Source organism: Stenotrophomonas sp. NPDC077420 (genome assembly GCF_044543385.1).
Taxonomy (GTDB): domain Bacteria; phylum Pseudomonadota; class Gammaproteobacteria; order Xanthomonadales; family Xanthomonadaceae; genus Stenotrophomonas.
Map to the genome: position 1 here is coordinate 290256 of NZ_JBITVZ010000004.1, position 18504 is coordinate 308759.

Below are 18504 nucleotides of genomic sequence, written 5' to 3' on the forward strand. Positions count from 1 at the left end.
CCACTGTCGTGTAGGTCATGGGCGGTCGCCTCTGGTCACGCCGCATCCGGGCTGGCCGCCGCCGGCTTGCCCGATCCCTTGCGTTGCTTGTAGAACTCTTCCAGCCACTGCTCCGGGGTGAGCTCGCTTACCGGCACCCGCGCCCGGATCGCCGTGGTCTGCAGCACCTTGTGCATGACGTCGATGTTGTCGGTGGACGCGGAGATCACCGACAGGATGTTGTCCATGCCGCGCAGGTTGAGCTGGCACACGCTGGAGGCGTGGCCCTGCTTGACCAGGAAGCAGCGCGAGCGCTCGTCCAGGGCGGTAACCACCCGGAATTCCGCCTCGGTCAGCTTCAGGCCGTCCATGTAGTCGCTCTTGCTGGCGTTCGGATTGGGCAGCAGGATCAGCGTGGCGGTCTGCTCGATCAGCGCCGCGGAAATGTCGCTCTTCAGCGCATCCTCCGGACTCTGGGTGGCGAAGATGCCCAGGCCATTCTGCTTCCGGATGGTCTTCTGCTTGTTCTTGGCGAATTCCTTCAGGCCACCCTCGCCGTCCAGGATCTTCCAGAATTCGTCCATCACGTAGATCAGCGGGCGGCCGTCGATCAGCGACTCCAGGCGGTGCAGCAGGTAGTTGATCACCGGCACGCGCACTTCAGGGTTGTCGATGATGTCGGTGTAGTCGAAGCCGATGATGTTGGCCTTGCTCAGGTCCACCGTATCAATCGGGTTGTCGAACACCCAGCCAAGCGAATTGCCCGACGTCCAGCGGCGCAGGCGCGCGTACAGGCCGTCGTCGCCCATGTTGGGCAGGCTCTTCTGGAAGTTGGTCATGTTGCGCAGGTGCATCGGGGTGTCGAGCATGCTCTCCACCGCGCGGTAGATGTCCTCTTCCTCGCGTGCGCTGTATTCCTTCTTGCCGGCCAGCACCTTGATCAGGTCGGCCAGGAACTGCACGTTGGCCTCGTTGTTCTCGCACTGGAACGGGTTGAAGCCGGTGGCCGCGCCGTTCTCCAGCGCCAGGTAGTTGCCGCCACAGGCACGGACGAAGATCTCCGCGCCCCTGTCCTTGTCGAAGAAGAAGATGGTCGGCGACGGGTCGTACTTCTGCACCTGGCTGAGCAGGAAGTTGATCAGCGCGGTCTTGCCGGTACCGGACTTGCCGATGACCATCGTGTTGGCGATCGCCTTCTCGCCCAGCGAGTTTTCCGACGGATGGGTGGCGTGGAAATTGAAGTAATACGGCTGGCCATTGGTGGTCTGCAGCGTGGTCACGCAATCGCCCCACGGGTTGTTGTGCTGCTTGCCGGTAGCAAAGTTGTGCAGCGGCGACAGGCCCAGGAAATTGAGCGAACTCAGGTTGGCCAGGCGGGTGCGGTAGCGCCAGTTGCCCGGCAGCTGGGCGTAGAACGACGAAGTCACGGCGAGGTCTTCCTTCACCGAGACAAAGCCGGCATTGGAAAGCTCGGCGCGCGTGGTGGCCACGCTCTGCGACAGCTTGGCCTGGCTGTCGGCGTAGACCGCCAGCGTGTAATGGTATTCGCCCAGCACGAAGTTGCCCGATGACAGCTGGTCCATGGCCTGGTCCAGCTCGATGATCTGGCTGACCGCCTTGTCGCCGGACGAGATCATCATGCCTTTGGTCCGGTCCAGCACCTTGAGCGCGTCCTGTCGGCCCATCGGACTGAAGGAGTGGGTCACCACATACTCGAAATCCAAGTACTTGAGGCCGTTGAGGATGCCCGGGTAGGTCCCTTCTGCGTACTCCTTGATATTCAGGATTGCGCCGAAGTGGTTCACCCCGTTGGGCGTGGCGATCACGAAATCGCCGGTCTTGGCCGAGAACAGGTGCTTGCTGACCGGGAGGTAGTCCTTGACCGGAGCGGGCAGCACCGGCACCGGCTCGTCGATGCGGTTGATCAGGTAACCGAAGAACTCCAGCGTCTCGGAGAACACGATACCGTTCTTCGCCTCGTACATGCCCAGTCGGTACGGTGCGTAGTCGCGGATGACCGCTTCCACGTTGCCGGCCAGTTCCAGCAGCTTTTCGACTGCCTGGTTCTGCTCGGCCTGCAGCTTGGTCACGTTGGCCGACCGCTCCACGAAGCGCTTACCGGCCACCACGGGGCGGTAGATCATGGTCAGGTACAGCTCGTTCTGCATGATCCGCTGCGACGACAGCATGCCCATGTACTGGTCGGAGACGTCCTGGTTGAACTTCTGGCGGAACGAAGTCCGCCCCTTGAGCGTGCGGCGGCGGCGGATGTCGTGGGCCCAGAACGCCACGTTGACGAAGTCCGGCGCTCGCAGGGTCTGCAGCAGGCGGTTGAAGGTGTTGTGCTTGTGCTCCAGCTCCCAGTCTTCACGGCCAACGAAGGGCAACCCTTCCAGGTGCCAGGTCAGCAGGTAGTCGCCACCGGTGGTCTTCACGACGTTGGCGGCCACGTGCGACGACAGCGGGATGAACTCGGCAATGGACGTGTCTGGGCTGAACATGCTGCGCCTTGATGGGAATTACACGGATTCTGGAAGGTCCGCGCAGCTGGCTGCGCGGACCCGGTGGCACTCAGTCCCTGGGTGCCGGTTTGCTGCGGTAATGGTTGGGGGTGAACACCCACATGCCATCGTTGGCCTGGACATTGCGCGCCTTCAGCTTGAACTGGAGGCGCAGGCCCATGAGACGGAAGATCATCTCGTCGCGCTTGGCCATCTGCCGCATCACGAAGATGGCCACCGGGATGCTCGCCAGGTACCAGAAATTCGTGTAGACGCTGAGCAGGAACAGCCCACCGACGACGAAGAAAAACGGCACGTAGGGAACGCCCAGGAACATCGCCGGGCGCGTGCAGCCGCGGAAGACGACGTTCTTATGCACCGTAGTAGATCGCGGCCTGTTCCAGCAGGAAGGCGGTCGGCTTGGCGCAGGCCGAATTGCCTGCGCTGTCACCGAGCAGCATGCTGGCGATCTGGCCGGCCGCGCCGATCAGCAGGCCACCGATCAGGATCGGGGCGACATCACCAATGCGCTTGTGGGCAAAGGCGATCTGGTAGCCGGCGAAGATGACCGCGATGGTCACCACGGCGATCGAGGCGATGCTGAGCAGGCCGTTGATGCTGTCGAAGAAGCCGCAGACCTTGACGTCGGTGCCGCCGAACTCCTGCGCGAACGCCTGCGGGGCAGCCAATGCGCCAGCAAAGGCAACGGCCATCAGGATGGTCTTCAGCGTGCGCTGTGCGGTGACCAGATCGGGGGTGAATCGCTTCATGGGTGGGTATCCTTGTTGATGGGCTTGCATTGTTGAATTGGCCAATCGGGGGCCTGGCCGCGCCATGCCTTCGTCAGAACACGAAGGCCGCATCCCCTGCGGGAATCGGGTGCACCGGCGGCGGCGCCACCGGTGCGGAATAGGTTGCCGGTTCCACCGGCAGCGCTGCCGGCGCGTTGCGTTCGCTCCAGGGCCTGAGCCTGACCGGGCCTTCCGCCGCGGCGGGCGCGACCGCAACCGGCGGTGCCGGTTGCGGCTGCGGCGCCTGCATGGCGTTGTCGACCGCGCCCAGCACCACGCGCGAGAGCGCCTGGTCGGCCAGATTGACCAGGCTGCCGCGCGCCATGGCTGCGGTCGAGGGATACACCACGTAGGCACGCGCCGGGTCTTCGGGAACGGCCGGGGCCCCGTACGTGGGCGCGTTCTGGGCCACGATGCGGCCCTGCATTCCCAGGGTCGTCTGCGGGTGGTGCTCCACCTTCACCGCGCGCCGGGTACCGCGGTCGATGACGTTGATGGGGGCCACGCCGCCGTTGGCGGCCATGCGCTGGCCTTTCTGGATCGAATCGTAGATCTTCTGCACGTAACCATGCCGGAAACCCGTGGTGAAGTTGCCGGAGTAGTAGCAGCTGAACGACTTGCCCCAGTCACCGCCCGAACGCTTGTAGCACTCGGCCAGGATGCGCGAGCCGGCCACCAGGTTGTCGCACTGGCGGAAGGCCTTTTCGTACGAATCCAGGCCGTACTTGGGCAGGTTGTACCGGTTGACCTGGGCCAGGCCGACCGAGAAGTTGTAACCCTTCTCTTCCAGCATGCGCACCGTGGCCAGTGCCTCGTCCAGCTGCTTGGGCTGGCGCGCCAACGCCCCGCCGACCACGCCGATGGCGTAGGGGTTGCGCGACGATTCCACGTTGATCACGTGCTGCATGACGTCCATGGGCACGGCCATTTCCGGGCACGCAAGCATTTCCAGTCCTGGCAGCATGTCAGCCCTCCTGTCCCTGGGTACGGCCGGGATTGAAGTCGATCCCGGTGATGTAGCGCGCACCGGCGTGTGCCTTGATGTGCACCACGATGTCGATGGTCATCATCAGCAGCCGTTTGATGACCGCAAATTCCAGCCCCGACCCTTCCGCCGACGCCTTCACCATCAGCGCCAGCTGGTCCCAGGTCTGCTCGGGGCTGCCGGCGTGGCAGCTGGTGATCGAACCCGGGTGACCGGAGGCGCAGTTGCGGATGAAGTAGAACGCCTCATCGCCGCGCAGCTCGGCCAGGATGATCCGCTCCGGCTTCATGCGCAGGCAGGCTTCCATGCAGGTCTTGGCGGTGACGTTGCTGGTGCTCTGCCCGCCCTTGGAGTACAGCAGGTGCACGACGTTGGGCTGGGTGATGAACAGTTCGCGCGCGTCTTCGATGGTGACCAGCCGCTCGTCATCCGGAATATGGTTGACCAGCGCCTTCATGAAGGTGGTCTTGCCGCTGCCGGTGGCGCCGGACACCACGATGTTCTTGCGGTACTTCACCGCGCGCCGGAAGAATTCGGCGTAGTCGCGCGAACTGCGCAGTTCCAGCAGCTCGCGGTCCTGCTCGCTCAGGCTGCCATCCTGCTCCAGGATCTGGTTGAAGAAGCCGTCTTCCTGGTACTGCCCGAGCGTCTTGGTGTGCTTGGATGGCAGGCGGATGGTGATCGACACCTTGCCCGCATCGCAGGCCGGGGGAATCACGAACTGGGCGCGCTGGCCGGTGGGGAACGTCAGCGACACCACGGGGTCGGCATCGGTGATGCGCTGGCCGGTGTTGCTTTCGTTCACTACGGCGGTGCAGAACTGGCGGGCACGCTCGAAGGTGAGCCCCGGCACGTCCACCCGCTGCCACCCTGCCCGGGTCTCCAGGTACAGCTCGCCTGGACGGTTGATGCAGATTTCCGTCACTTCGGGCGAGCTCATGTACTCGGCGATGCCCAGCACTTCGTACTGATAGCGCAGGAAATCGCTTGAGACCAGGGCAAGAGGGGCCACTTCAGCATCCATGATCAGGTCAGTCCGTCAACGGCGTCCAAGCACATCGGTGAAGTCGACATCCTTGGCGACATAGACATTGATACGCGTGCCCTGGTTGATGGTTACCGTCGGCGGGCGACGCTGGCTCAGCGCTTCACCGGCCAGCCGCTCCATCGTGCGCGCCGTCGCGCTCTCGTAAGGCGACTGCACGGCCAAGCCGCTGCCGGTGACGGTAGTGGTTTCCGGCCCGTTCTCGGCAGCCGCGTACTTGAAGGCGTCCGCGATCAGGCTGATCATCAGTGCCGACGCGATCCGGCTGCCCCAGTGCGCGCTGTACTGCCCGGGCATGCCGGCGCCGCCCAGGCCATCGATGCCGGGGCTGGACATGGCGACGTCGATGCCGTTCGGCGTGGTGATGCGGTCCCAGATGACCTCCACGCGTTCGCCGACCGGGCCACCGCCGTAGGAACCGTAGATCTTCGAGCCCTTCGGCAGCAGCAGCGTGCGGCCGTTGATCGAGTACACCGGCTCGGTCACCAGGCACGAAGTGTAGCCGGCGAAGTCGGTGATGATGCGCGTTTCCAGGATGCAGCGCAGGTAGGTGCCGCGCACCAGCAGTGCATCCGGAGAGCGGATATAGGATGCGCTGGAGACGTCATCGACATCCGGGCCACGGCGTACGCGCTGCGGCGCGGCCGGCTGGCCACCGTTCTGGGCCTGGATCGCCGCCAGCATCGCCTTGGTGTAGTCATCGCTGGAAGACTGCGCGCGCTCGGCTTCACCGACCGTGCCGTTGCCGGCACCGATGCGCCGATCCAGCAGCGACGGGCCACGGTCGATGTCGCGCTCCGGCAGGGTGTCGGCGAAGCCACGCCGGCTGGCGCGGGCCGGCTCTTCCTCCGGCAAGGGCGGCAGCATCGGAATCGGCTCGGCGGCTTCGGCCGCCGGCACCGGCGCGGTGGGCGCCAGCCGCGGCAGTTCGGGTGCGGCCGCGCGGGTGGTTTCCGGCGCACGCTTGGCCGGCTCGTCGGTGCTGCTCTTGCGGAACAGCAGGAAGCCCATCGCGAGCAGCAGGACCACGATGCCGCCCAGGAACGCGAGCGCCTTGCGGTTCAGGCGCTGCTCTTCGGCCGAGCGCAGCTGCGGAGCGCTGGCGTCGAGGTCCGGGGTTGCGGATGCACGGGCATTGCCGAAGTACGGGTTGGAAGACTCGGTGCCCTGCCCGCCAGTGTACGGGCCCTGGCCGTCGTCACGGGTATCGTTCGGGTCGTTGCCGGGAGTGGTGTGCTGGGTCATTTCTTGGCGTTCCTTCGCAGGCCCACAACGTTGTCACCGTGGCGGACAACCAGATACGGGTAAGTCCCATGGACGATGAGGGTGTTGCCTTCCACGGTCGTGTTGACCACGTACTCTTCCCCGTACTCCTCGTCGCGACCGAACACTGCCGGGAAGATGCCGGTCTTGTACTCGGGCGAATTGGGCAGCTTGACGTAGGTGAAGCGGCTGTCGTCGTACACGTTCACCGGAATCAGCCAGCCCATCTTCTTGGCGCGACGGGTCGAATACGAATAGTCGAAGTTGTACTGGCGGTCTTTGGCCAGCTCGGTGCTGAGCAGCGGCTTGGCTTCTTCCTCGACGGCTTCCTGGGCGATGCCGAACTCGGTGTCGCTGGGATAGGTGAAGGCGATCTTGTACTGCACGCCGGCGCGGCGGGCCTGTTCCAGCTGGCGCCAGTCGGTTGCCACAACCTTAAGTTCGAAGATGTAGGAGTGGGTTTCGGTGCGCACCATCATGTTGGTGTCCACGTCGACGTTCTTCGGCTTGAGATAGAACACGTTCTCACGACGCGTCAGTTCCCAGCCGCTGCTGAACCCCGTGCTGTAGTCGAGGATCTTCTCATTCGGACTCAGTTCGATCTGGGTGGTCAGACCCAGGCCGGTACGCACCGGGTAGATGCGATCCTGCTCGTACGCGTAGTGGTCCACGGCCTGCGCCGAAACGCTGGCGGAAACCACCATGGACAGCATCGACACGAAGGCCAATGCGCCCCCCCTTACCTTGCGACTACTCATCGGTTGCTCGCTCCATCAGCACGTCCGGTGGAAATTCCCTGTGCCGGCATCGGCGCCGGCTGCCCGGGCATCGCCTGCCCCTGCATCTGCTGCTGTCCCGGCGCCGACTGCTGGGCCGGGTAGGCCTGGCCTGGCGCCTGCGCCGGGTAGCCCGCTGCCTGGCCCGGCTGCTGGCCGGGCTGCGCCTGCGGATAACCCGGCGCGTAGCCTTGAGGCGCACCCGCTACCGGCTCACCACTGACCGGGTCGATCGCGGGGGCGGCAGCCGCCTGGCTGGCCTCATAAGCGGCCTGCCGCTGCGCCTGCTCGGCCTGCTGCTGCAGCGCGGCGTCGTCCGGGCCGGGCACGCCACGCGCATAATCGTTGTCCACCCGATACTCGAACACTTCCATGCCGAGCGGGTTGAGGATGCGCTCCTGCTCGTTCAGCGCCAGGTTGTTGTCGTAGCGGAACCGCAGCGTCACCAGCTGGTTGTCCAGGTAGTGCGTGCTGACCTTCACCTTGTCGTAGATGCTGCGCTGGATACGCACCGACGCCCCGCGGAAGCCACCGTTGGGCTGCGCTTCCAGTGGCGTGATGCTCAGGATCTTGATCCTGATAGCGCGATCCTTGCCATACAGGGTGATCGGACTCTGCGGGTTGTTGTTCGCATAGCGCGCGCGGATCGCATCGCTGACCGGGCGACTGGACATCACATGCACCAGCTGCCAGTCGCGCAGCCCCATCACCGCAAAGTCGTACGACTCGCGCGCCATGACATATTGGGCCACGTTGCTGCGGTTGATGGCGTCACTGGCGGTGATCGCCTGCCCCTCGAAACTTCCGGTCAATCGCGCGACCGTCGCGGTACCGGTGTAGGCATCGGCCATGACCAGGAACGGGACCTTCTCCTTGAGCGGCAGCATGTAGTAGTACCCACCGGCCAGGGCCAGCGACATCACCAGCGACGAGCCGGCCACCCACCACGCGCGGCGCTCGCTGCGACGCGCCAGGTCGGCAACGGTCAGCTCATAGCTGACCGCTTTTGCGATGGCCTGGTCGACCTGGGGGCTGTTGCCTGCGTCCTTCTTTCGGAACATGGAATTCATCCGTACTGCTTGAACATCGGGGGGACATCACCCTTGCGGGCGTGCATTGCGGATGCTCCGCAGTCAACTTCCGCCGGCTGCGTCAGCGCTCGCGGCGGCTGCAGTAGCCGCAGATGCCGGCTGCACGACGATCTGGTTGCCGACAATCGACACCAGCACGCCCTGACCCGCATACGCCGCACTCACGTCGATCACGGCCTGCTGCGCGTTGGTCGTGCCAATGGTGGAAACGGCACCGTACAGGGTGTAATCCGAGCTGAGACGGTAATCCAGCGTCATTCCGGAATCCTTCGCCCAGCGCTCGAGCATGGTCTTCAGGGTGCCGTCCATCGGCGTGGCCTGGTACACGTAACTGGTGTACAGCGGAATTTCCATCGTGGTGCTGGCGAATCGATTCACCGGCTTCCAGCGCCCCCCGAAGTCCGGTGCGGGCTTGGTAGCACAGCCCGCGAGCAGCAGCGCGACCGCTGTCATCGCAACGCGGATGGAACCCTTGGACAGTAACGCTTGCTTCATACGAACTTCCCTATGGCGTACGGAATAGCGGCTTCAGCCTGAAAAACGGCAATACGGGGTCGCGTCGTAGCCACACAGGGCCACGACGGTGCAACGTTGGATGTGAGATGAAACACTTTTTCGGGTGACAACGGGACCCCGCCCGCCTGGTGCATGCCTGTGCCCCGAACGCCTGTCCGGCCCCTGCGCCTGCACACCCAACCCGAGAAAAGCCATCCATGTTTCTCCTGCTGCATCACTGCATCCCGGTCCTCGACAGCCGAACCGACAATTGCATGACGCACTACACGTCCATCACACCTACCTTGCCACAACTTCGCGTCAATTCAACGTCAAATTCAACGGTAATTTAACCTTCACGCCGCGATTATTTGACATGGATCACATAGATTCACGTGCAGCGCTCACAGCGCCAGCATCGGCACATCGGTCTTCGGCAACAGACGCGAGGTGAAATAGCGGTCCTTGTAATACTTGATCTTGTCGCACTTCACCGGGTGGGGGATGCCTTCGTACAGGAACACCTCCTGATCGGTGCCCATCGCCTTCAATTCCTGCGGCAGCATCAACGCGCGACGCTCTTCGGTGAAGGTGTGGGTCTTCTCGCGTGCGTGCGTGACGTTCTTCCTGCGCACGGTGGTATAGCCGAGCATGTCCGAGTAGTCGTTGGCGTCCTGCTGCTCGCGCGGGGCGTACAGGATCTGCAGCGCGTGGTTGGTGATGATGGTGCGCGACACATCCTTGCCATAGGTGGCATCCAGCTGCGCCATGCTCTGGATGATCGGCAGCAGGCGCACGTTGTAACCGGCCATGTAGGACACCGCCGAGGCGATGATGTCGACCTTGCCAATCGCCGTGAACTCGTCCATCAACAGCAGGCACTGGTACTTCAGGTCCGGGTTGGACTTGGGCAGTTCCTTGGTGTTGAGGTTGATGATCTGGCTGAAGAACAGGTTGATGATCAGTCGGCTCTCGGCCAGCTTGTTGGGCTGGATGCCGATATAGATGGTCATCTTCTTCCTGCGCAGGTCGGTGAGCAGGAAGTCATTGGCGCTGGTGGCCTTGTCCAGTACCGGATTGATCCAGGCGTTCAAGGGTTCCTTGAAGGTGCCCATGATCGAGGCAAAGGTTTCATCGGCCTGCGAGAGCAGGTTGGCGAAGGCAGCGCGGGCATTGCTGCTGAGGAACGTCTGCCCGGACAGCGCCTTCAGGTAGTTGCGCAGGTCGCTGCCGTCACCGGTGGCAAGGCGGAACACCGCCCCCAGCGTGGGCGCGTCGTGCGTACCCGGGAAGCCCTGGCGGCGCTCGTCGTCGCGATTTTCGAACAGATACAGCGTGAAGGCCATGAACGCATTGCGCGCCTGGCTGATCCAGAATTTCTGGTCGTCCGAGCCATCCGGGTACAGCATCGCGGCGATGCTCATCAGTTCCGATACGCGGAACGCCGGGTCGTTGGAGACATAGCTCAGCGGATTCCAGCGATGGGTGCGGCGGTCTTCGGCAAACGGGTTGAACAGGAATACCTCGTGCCCCTGGCTGGCACGCCAACCGCTGGTGAGGTCGAAGTTTTCCTGCTTGATGTCCAGCACCACCACCGACTCGCCGTACTCGAGCAGGTTCGGGATCACCACGCCCACACCCTTGCCCGAGCGCGTGGGCGCCGCCAGGATCACGAACTGCTGCCCGCCCAGGCGCACCAGCTTGCCACCGAAGCTGCCGACCACGATGCCGTTGTCGGTCTTCTTGAACAGACCGTGCTTGGCCAGGTCCGCCGCCGCAGCGAAGCGCGCATCGCCGTGCAGCGATGTCTTCTTCGGCTTCAGCAGGAGGAACATCGCGACCAGCAGTGCCGCCACCGGCAGGCCGAAGCCGAGCACGCCGGCGACCTTGATCCTGGTGAGGTACGGCGCGACCGCAGGCTGATCCATTGCCTGGATGTACTGAAGGTAGGTATTCCACTTGAACAGATCCGTGTCCAGACCCAGCAGCAGCAGCGTGAGGACGCCGGACAGGCAGTAGCCAACAAGCACGGTCACGAGCACTGCAACAGCAATGACGACAAATTTCTGCGTGGACAAACGTGATCCTCCATGACGCGCTTCCATAGCGCTGCAAGCGTCGACTGCACCTGACCGGCACCTTACGTGCTGTCCGTGTTGCCATCACGACAGACCGATGTTCCTGCACAAACATTCGGGTACGCATCGTTGACGCGCATCCTAATGCACGTTTGCAGCGCTGCCAATCAGAAATTACTGATAATACGCCTGTAAATACGGGTGTATTCGCGTCAATGGTGCGCACAGCGGGACAATGGAACAAGATCGTGTCCATCACCTGTGCTTACACACGCAACACGTCGACGCATTCTTCTCGGTGCGCGGGTTGATGACGTTTTGGGTCGCGCACGCGCGAATCGACGCCAATGATCGGAAGTGTGCGCTTCATCACTTAGGTTAAGGAATGTGCAGATAGATTTCACAACGATTGCACGTTGCGGCGTTTGCGCGCGCGCAGGTCCCTCGCACGCGGTTGCGTGAAGATGATGTGAAATCACGGTGTCAACCACGCCGACCCGCACGCCATCGATCCACAGCATTCCAGTGGCCCGCCAGGCTGGGGACAGACGTATGCTGCGCTGCAGCAGTACAATGGCGCACCACGTTCCTGCCCCCTGCCCCATGAGCCCCACCCACCTTCCCCTGGCCGCGCGGCTGACCGCCCGCCAGCGCACGCTGATCATTCTTGCCCTTTCGCTGGGCGGCTTTGCCATCGGCACAAGTGAATTCGCCAGCATGGGCCTGATGCTTGAGATCAGCCGTGGGCTCTCGATCAGCGAAACCCAGGTCGGCCACCTGATCAGCGCCTATGCGGTCGGGGTGGTGGTTGGCGCACCCGTGCTCGCCTTTGCCGGCGCCGGTTACGCACGTCGCACCCTGCTGCTGGCGCTGATGGGCTTCTATGCCGTTGGCAACCTGGCCAGCGCGCTGGCGCCGGATTACGCGACCATGCTGGTCGCCCGCTTCGTTGCGGGGCTGCCGCATGGCGCCTACTTCGGCGTGGCCATGCTGGTGGCGGCAGCCATCAGTCCGCCGGCCCAGCGCGGCGCAGCGGTATCCAAAGTGCTGCTGGGCCTGTCGATCGCCATCCTGGTCGGCAACCCGCTCACCACCTGGCTGGGTCAGCAGCTGAGCTGGCGCACGGCTTTCGCCCTCGTCAGCGTGCTCGCCATCGCCACCGTGGCGATGATCGCGCGCTTCCTGCTGCCGGATCCGGACGAGGTACGCACCTCGCCAATGCGCGAGCTGCGCGCATTCAACGAGCCGCAGGTCTGGTTGGCGCTGGCGATCGGTTCGGTGGGCTTTGCCGGCATGTTCTGTGTGTTCACCTATCTGGCCCCGACCCTGGTGCAGGTGACCGGACTGGCCGAATCGTGGATGCCGGTGGCGGTGGGCATCTTCGGTATCGGCGCGATCATCGGCAATGTCGCCGGCGGCTGGCTGGTGGATCGGTTCCAGTTCCGCGCTGCTGCCGTGGTGCTGGTGTGGTCGATCCTCGTGCTGCTGGCCTACCCGCTGGCAGCGCATTCGGTGTGGACCGTGTTCCCGATGATCATCGCCGTAGGCACGATGGGCGCACTGGCCGCGGTACTGCAGACCCGCCTGATGGACGTGGCCGGGGAAGCGCAGACGCTGGCGGCGGCGTCCAACCACGCTGCATTCAACACCGCCAATGCACTGGGCCCGTGGTTCGGCGGCATGGCCATCGGCGCAGGTTTCAGCCCGGCGGTGACTGGCTACGTCGGCGCAGCCACGGCCGTGGGCGGCCTGTTGCTGTGGAGCGTGGCCGTGCTGGTGGAGCGGCAGTCCCGCAGCGCCGCCGCGGTAGCCTGCGAACGCTGAGCGGACGCGTCCCTGCTGTAATGAACGACCCCCGCCGCAGCGGGGTTTTTTTTCGCGGTTTTTCCTATCATGGCGCTCCCCGCGTCGCGGGTCGGGATGCGCCCCGACCACCGCACCGCTTTTCCTGGATGTACTGATGACGCAGCACTGGTCCCCCTCGCCTTGGGGCCGCCGCCTTTCACGCTCGCCGGACTGGCGGTTACGCCGTGTCGGCGACCGCTTCGAGCTGATGGCAGACGCGCAGGTCTACTCGCTGGATGTCGCCGCGACCACGGCGTGGCGCGTAAAGCAGGGGCCAGTATGGGCCACGCTGTGCATTGCCACCGAAGACGGCGACCTGCAGCTGGGCGGGCTGCCCACGGCACAGGCGCGGGCGCTGCAGCAGGTGTGGCAGGCCGGCGTCGACGCGCGACGGCAGGACCAGCGCCTGGGCGATGCGAATGCCGCGCTCGCCGACATCCGCCAGTGGCTGGAGGAGGTCGATGCGGTGCTTGAACGCGCCGATGCGCAGCAACGCTGGCTCACCCTCGAGCAGCAGCATGCGCTGCTGGCGCGCCGGCCGCTACCGGCGCAGGGCGAGGGCGGGTTATGGGCGTTGTTCGACGACCCTGCACTGCGCCCGTACCTGCAGGGCACGCCGGCCGCGATCGAGGACGATCTGCTGCGCTGGTCCGGGGACTGGACCGCACACTGGGCATCACGCAACGAGGCCCATCTGGCCGATGCGCAGCGCGCGGCCGCCCGCCTGCTGGCGCAGGTCGAGCGCCAGCCGCTGAGCGCGGAACAGGCCCGCGCGGTGCTGTGTTTCGACAGCCGGATGCTGGTGGTGGCGGCGGCCGGTTCCGGCAAGACATCGACCATGGTGGCCAAGGCCGCCTACGCAGTACAACGCGGGCTGATGGCGCCCGACCAGATCGTGATGCTGGCATTCAACAAGGAGGCCGCCAGCGAACTGCAGCAACGTACCGATGCCGCCTTCCAGCGCCTGGGGCTGGCGGTCGGTGAGGTGACCGCCTGCACCTTCCATGCGCTGGGCCGGCAGATCATCGGCAGCGTCACCGGCCGCATGCCCGAGGTGCCCACCTGGGCGGTGGATGCACGGCAGGGCTTCGACCAGCTGGCCGACATCATCGACCGCCTGAAGGACCGTTCGCTGCACTTCCGGACGCAGTGGGACATGTACCGGCTGGTGTTCGCGCGCGATCTGCCAGCGCAGGGCCAGACCGCGCCCGCCGATGGCTGGGACAGCGACGGCCGCCGATACGTGCGCACCCTGCGCGGCGAACGCGTCGGCAACATCGAAGAATGCGTGATCGCCGACTGGCTGTTCTACAACGGCGTGGACTACACCTATGAAGCGCATCCGCTGCTGGACACCGCGACCGATACCTGGCAGCCCGGCACGGCGGATTTCTTCTATCCCGGCACCTCCCTGTACCACGTGCACGACATGCACGACCGTGCCGATCAGCGCGCCGACGACGCGGTGCGCGTGCAGACCACGAGCGCGCAGCTGCGTAGCGGGGCGTTGTTCCAGCGGCTGACCGGAGCGCTGACAGGACACGGGCTGTCACTGGACCCGAACCCCGACCGCGAGCTGCCCACCGAGGGCGCACGGCCGATGCCCGACAGCGACCTGATCGGCCTGGTGCGTACTTTCATCAGCCACGCCAAAAGCAATGGCATGGGCGGGCCGGACCTGGCCGAGCGCCTGCGCCAGCTTCCCGAGGACCGCTTCAAACACCGCTACCGGCTGTTCCTGGAACTGGCCACGCCGATCCTGCATGCCTGGGACGATGCGCTGGCTGCAGCGGGCGGCATCGATTTCGAGGACATGCTCAACCAGGCAGCCGCGTACCTGGAACAGGGGCGCTACCAGGCGCCGTACCTGATGGTCATGGCCGACGAGTTCCAGGATGCGTCGCGTGCACGCGCACGACTGTGCCAGGCGTTGGTGCAGGCACCTGGACGGCGCCTGTTTGCCGTGGGCGATGACTGGCAGTCGATCAACCGGTTTGCCGGCGCCGACGTCAGTGTCATGACCGGATTCAGCGCCCTGTTCGGACCCTCGACCGTACTGCAGCTGGCACAGACGTTCCGCTGCCCGCAGGCGCTGTGCGACGCGTCCAGTCGCTTCATTTCCCGGAATCCCGCACAGATCGCCAAGCCCGTGCGCTCGTCCACCCCGGCGCAGGGTCCGGTGTTGCAGGCCTTCCAGGTGGCCGCGCGCGACCGCCTGCAGGATGCGATCTACCACTACCTGCAGCGCCTGCAGCAGCAGTTGCAGAGCGGCGCCATCGCCCCTGGGCGCAACGGTCGGCTCTCGGTCTTCATCCTGGGGCGCTACAACGCCGACCGCAGCTACCTGCCCGCGCACTGGGCGCAGCGGTTCGGCGCGCAGCTCGAACTGGAGTTCCTTACCGCGCACCGCGCCAAGGGGGCCGAGGCCGATATCGTGATCCTGCCGGCGATGCTGGAGCGCCGCTTCCCCAGCGTCCGCGCCGACGATCCGGTGCTTGGGCTGGCCATGCCGCAGGCCGACAGCTTCCCGCTCAGCGAGGAACGCCGCCTGTTCTACGTGGCGCTGACCCGCGCGCGGCGCACGGTGGCGATGTTCACCGTGCAGGGCAAGCGCTCGCCGTTCCTGGATGAACTGGTGCACGACGGCGCCGTGGAGATCACCTCCACCGCCGGCGAGCCGATCCGAGAGCAGCCCTGCCCTGTCTGCGACGGCGGCGTGCTCGTGCAGCGCACCGGTCCCTACGGCGAGTTCGCGTCGTGCTCCAGCTACCCGCGCTGTCAATACAAGCCGCGCCAGACGGCGGCCCTAGCCAGGTAGAGCCACGCCCGGCGTGGCGGAAGGACCCATCAGTCCAGCAGTCCCAGCAACGACCGGTGCACCGCCACGCCCACCAGCGCCCCCTCACCTACCGCCAGCGCGATGCTGCCAGCCATGCGGCCCGCATCGCCGCAGGTGAATACGCCGGGTACCGTGGTCTGCTTGGCCGAATCGGCGGTGATGCAGCCGGCATCCATCAGCTCGCAGCCCAGCTGCTCGGCCAGGTCGCAGGACAGCGTGGAGGTGGGCAGCAGGAACAGCGCATCGAGCGGGACGCGTCGATTGTCGGCCAGCACCACGGTCGCCGTGTCTTCAACGCGCTGCACGGGGGTCGATTCGATCACCACGCCGCACGCATCCAGCCGCTCGCGCTTTTCCGGCTCGATGCTGGCCGGATCCGGACAGAACAGCGTGATCTTTCCCCAGTCGCACAGCAGCAGCGCCTGCCCTACGCCACCGTCCTTGGCACAGCCGAGCACGCCAATGCTGCCTTCATACAACTCGTAGCCGTGACAGTAGGGACAGTGGTAGACGCTGCGCCCCCAGCGTTCGGACAGGCCGTCGATGGGCGGCAATGTATCGGTCACGCCATAGGCCAACACCAGCCGATCGGCAGCGATCGTGCGTTCGTCGTCGCAGTCCACTTCAAAAGAGACACCCTCCTCCACCACGCGGGCCCGCACCGCCCGGCCCTCCATCCAGGTCAGGGTGGGATAGGCGAGCAGCTCGGTGCGCGCCTGCGCGGCAATTTCCGCAGGATGCATGCCTTCCCGTCCAATGAAGCCGTGCGCTTCCAGGGAATTCCGGTTGCGTGGCAGGCCGCTGTCGATCACCAGCACCCGGCGCCGGGCGCGGACCAGCTGCAGCGCGGCGGACATGCCGGCATAGCTGCCGCCGATGATGATGACGTCGAAATGCGGACGGGAGGGCGAGCCCATGTGCGGCCTGGAGATGCGGAGGGGGTGCCACCGAGCATACGAGCCGTCCGTGAAACGCCGATCACATGGCATGGCCCCGTGCCGCGCACAGGCTGAGGGCAGGCGCGGCAAACTGTCATCACAGGGGACCATGCGACACTATCCGGCATGAGCCCGGACCCCTCGAATACGCACGGCGACGCGCCGCTGCTGTCGCGAACCGCGTGGCGCCGACGTGCGGCCCTCTGGGGGGGTGCGATTGCCGTTGCCCTGGTCGCCATCCTGTTCGCCAAGGCCAGCGACGCCGCCTTCGGGCTGTTCCGGTCGATCATTGCCCACTCCGTCTGGTGGGCGCTGCTGCTGACACCGACGATCTTCGCGGTGCTTGCGTGGCTGACCAGCGGCGCGCTCAAGCCCACCCGCGGCAGTGGCATTCCCCAGGTAATCGCCGCGCTGGATACGCCAACCGAGACGTTCCGCAGCGACAACCTGTCGCTGAAGGTATCGGCAGGCAAGCTTGCGCTGACGACGCTGTCGCTGCTGGGGGGTGCATCGGTCGGGCGCGAAGGCCCCACCGTGCACGTCGGCGCCAGCCTGATGTATGTGTTCGGGCGCTGGGCCGGCTTCCGCGACCCGAAGGAGCTTTCGCACTTCCTGCTGGCCGGCGGCGCGGCCGGCATCGCGGCCGCGTTCAATACTCCGCTGGCCGGCATCGTATTTGCGATCGAGGAACTCAGCGGGCGCTTCGAGCACCGGTTCTCCGGCACGCTGCTCACTGCCGTCATCGTCGGTGGCGTGGTGTCGCTGGGCCTGCTGGGCAGCTACACCTATTTCGGCAAGGTCACCGCGTTCATGCCGCTCGGGCAAGCGTGGCTGGCCATCCTGCTGTGCGGTTCCGTGGCCGGGCTGCTCGGCGGCCTGTTCGCCAAGGGCGTGCTGCTCACCATGGAGGGAAAGCCGGCCTGGCTGGGCGCGATGCGCCAACGCCATCCGGTCCTGCTCGCCGCCTCCTGCGGCGTGCTGCTGGTACTGCTGGCCGCGGCGTTCGGCGAAGGCGCGTTCGGCACCGGCTATGACCAGGCGCGCAGCCTGGTGCAGGGCCACGCCACGGTGGGGCATGAGTTCGGCGTCATGAAAATTCTCGCCAACCTGGTGTCCTACATCGCCGGCATTCCCGGCGGGCTGTTCTCGCCCGCATTGGCGGTAGGCGCCGGCATTGGCCACAACCTGGCCGCACTGATGCCGTCGGTCGACGCGCGCGTATTCGTACTGCTGGGCATGTGCGCGTATCTCACCGGCGTGACCCAGGCGCCGCTGACCTCGGCGGTGATTTCATTGGAGCTGACCGACAGCAGCGACATGCTGCTGCCCATCCTGGCCACGGTGCTGCTGGCGCGCGGTGTCTCGGGACTGGTGTGCCGGGTGCCGATCTACCGGGGAATGGCCAATCAATTGTTGAAGCAGATCGAGCCCAGGGTCAGCGCTGGCGTTGCAGCGGATAAATGAACGAAGGGAAAGCGTTCGCGCTGCGTGATGCGGAAGTTCACCACCTCGCCACTCCCCGCCAAGCAGGATGGTTCCACCCACAACGGGTTCAACCACGAGGTAATTGAACATGGACAAGAATCGTACTGAAGGCGCGAAGAACCAGGTCAAGGGCACCGTGAAGGAAGTTGCTGGCAAGGTGACCGGCGACAAGTCGCAGGAGCTGGAAGGCAAGGTCCAGAAGGAAGTCGGCAAGGTGCAGAGCGACGTGGGCAAGGCCCGCGACGACGCGCGTCATTGATGGCGCTGCCACGCATGGCGTGGCATTGCGTCACCCCCATGAAAGACGCTCCTTCCTGGGGCGTTTTCTTTTTGCGGTTTTCTGCTTCGACATCCGGCTCTCTTCGCCAGATACGCAAAAACTCCCTGTCGGGC

15 protein-coding genes are annotated in these 18504 nt (G+C 65.1%); 4 read left to right on the forward strand and 11 right to left on the reverse strand.

The window, feature by feature from the left end; all coding sequences use genetic code 11:
• Positions 1–35: 35 nt before the first annotated feature.
• The 10 genes from ACIGII_RS06330 to ACIGII_RS06375 all read right to left on the reverse strand — a co-directional run bounded on the left by ACIGII_RS06330 (position 36) and on the right by ACIGII_RS06375 (position 11031).
• Positions 36–2480, reverse strand: coding sequence for a VirB4 family type IV secretion/conjugal transfer ATPase (locus ACIGII_RS06330; protein ID WP_399634299.1), 2445 nt, complete (start codon positions 2478–2480; stop codon positions 36–38).
• Between the two features lie 70 nt (positions 2481–2550).
• Positions 2551–2859, reverse strand: coding sequence for a type IV secretion system protein VirB3 (locus ACIGII_RS06335; RefSeq protein ID WP_145481719.1), 309 nt, complete (start codon positions 2857–2859; stop codon positions 2551–2553).
• A complete protein-coding gene (locus ACIGII_RS06340) occupies positions 2852–3250 on the reverse strand; it encodes a TrbC/VirB2 family protein (RefSeq protein WP_399634297.1) in 399 nt (132 codons plus the stop codon). The genes ACIGII_RS06335 and ACIGII_RS06340 overlap by 8 nt, the downstream gene beginning before the upstream one ends.
• A gap of 73 nt (positions 3251–3323) precedes the next feature.
• A complete protein-coding gene (locus tag ACIGII_RS06345) occupies positions 3324–4235 on the reverse strand; it encodes a lytic transglycosylase domain-containing protein (protein ID WP_399634295.1) in 912 nt (303 codons plus the stop codon).
• Between the two features lies 1 nt (position 4236).
• Positions 4237–5280 (reverse strand): P-type DNA transfer ATPase VirB11, encoded by a 1044-nt coding sequence (virB11, locus tag ACIGII_RS06350; RefSeq protein WP_399634294.1) that lies wholly within the window; start codon positions 5278–5280, stop codon positions 4237–4239.
• Positions 5281–5295: 15 nt separating this feature from the next.
• Positions 5296–6546, reverse strand: a complete 1251-nt coding sequence (locus ACIGII_RS06355) for a TrbI/VirB10 family protein (RefSeq protein ID WP_399634292.1) — start codon at positions 6544–6546, stop codon at positions 5296–5298.
• Entirely contained in the window at positions 6543–7322 is a 780-nt protein-coding gene (locus ACIGII_RS06360) for a TrbG/VirB9 family P-type conjugative transfer protein (RefSeq protein WP_399634291.1), read from the reverse strand. Before ACIGII_RS06360 ends, ACIGII_RS06355 begins: the two co-directional genes overlap by 4 nt.
• Entirely contained in the window at positions 7319–8401 is a 1083-nt protein-coding gene (locus tag ACIGII_RS06365; RefSeq protein ID WP_399634289.1) for a virB8 family protein, read from the reverse strand. Before ACIGII_RS06365 ends, ACIGII_RS06360 begins: the two co-directional genes overlap by 4 nt.
• Before the next feature lie 72 nt (positions 8402–8473).
• Positions 8474–8926 carry a hypothetical protein gene (locus ACIGII_RS06370; protein ID WP_399634288.1) on the reverse strand — a complete coding sequence of 151 codons (453 nt, stop codon included), beginning with the start codon at positions 8924–8926 and terminating at the stop codon, positions 8474–8476.
• A 404-nt stretch (positions 8927–9330) separates the two neighbouring features.
• The gene (locus tag ACIGII_RS06375; RefSeq protein WP_399634286.1) at positions 9331–11031 is read right to left on the reverse strand and encodes a type IV secretory system conjugative DNA transfer family protein; all 1701 of its coding nucleotides are present in this window, start codon (positions 11029–11031) and stop codon (positions 9331–9333) included.
• A gap of 576 nt (positions 11032–11607) precedes the next feature.
• On the opposite strand from ACIGII_RS06375, the gene ACIGII_RS06380 reads away from it, so the two are divergent.
• The gene (locus ACIGII_RS06380; protein ID WP_399634284.1) at positions 11608–12828 is read left to right on the forward strand and encodes an MFS transporter; all 1221 of its coding nucleotides are present in this window, start codon (positions 11608–11610) and stop codon (positions 12826–12828) included.
• 136 nt (positions 12829–12964) lie between these two features.
• The gene (locus tag ACIGII_RS06385; RefSeq protein ID WP_399634282.1) at positions 12965–15667 is read left to right on the forward strand and encodes a UvrD-helicase domain-containing protein; all 2703 of its coding nucleotides are present in this window, start codon (positions 12965–12967) and stop codon (positions 15665–15667) included.
• Between the two features lie 29 nt (positions 15668–15696).
• Here ACIGII_RS06385 and ACIGII_RS06390 read toward each other — a convergent pair whose 3' ends face one another.
• Entirely contained in the window at positions 15697–16605 is a 909-nt protein-coding gene (locus tag ACIGII_RS06390; protein ID WP_399634281.1) for an NAD(P)/FAD-dependent oxidoreductase, read from the reverse strand.
• A gap of 147 nt (positions 16606–16752) precedes the next feature.
• Here ACIGII_RS06390 and ACIGII_RS06395 point away from each other — a divergent pair, with 147 nt between their 5' ends.
• Together ACIGII_RS06395 and ACIGII_RS06400 are read left to right on the forward strand one after the other, a co-directional pair.
• On the forward strand, positions 16753–18090 hold the full coding sequence (locus ACIGII_RS06395) for a chloride channel protein (RefSeq protein ID WP_399634279.1): 1338 nt from the start codon (positions 16753–16755) through the stop codon (positions 18088–18090).
• Positions 18091–18199: 109 nt separating this feature from the next.
• A complete protein-coding gene (locus ACIGII_RS06400) occupies positions 18200–18370 on the forward strand; it encodes a CsbD family protein (protein WP_184126979.1) in 171 nt (56 codons plus the stop codon).
• The last annotated feature ends 134 nt before the right edge of the window (positions 18371–18504 follow it).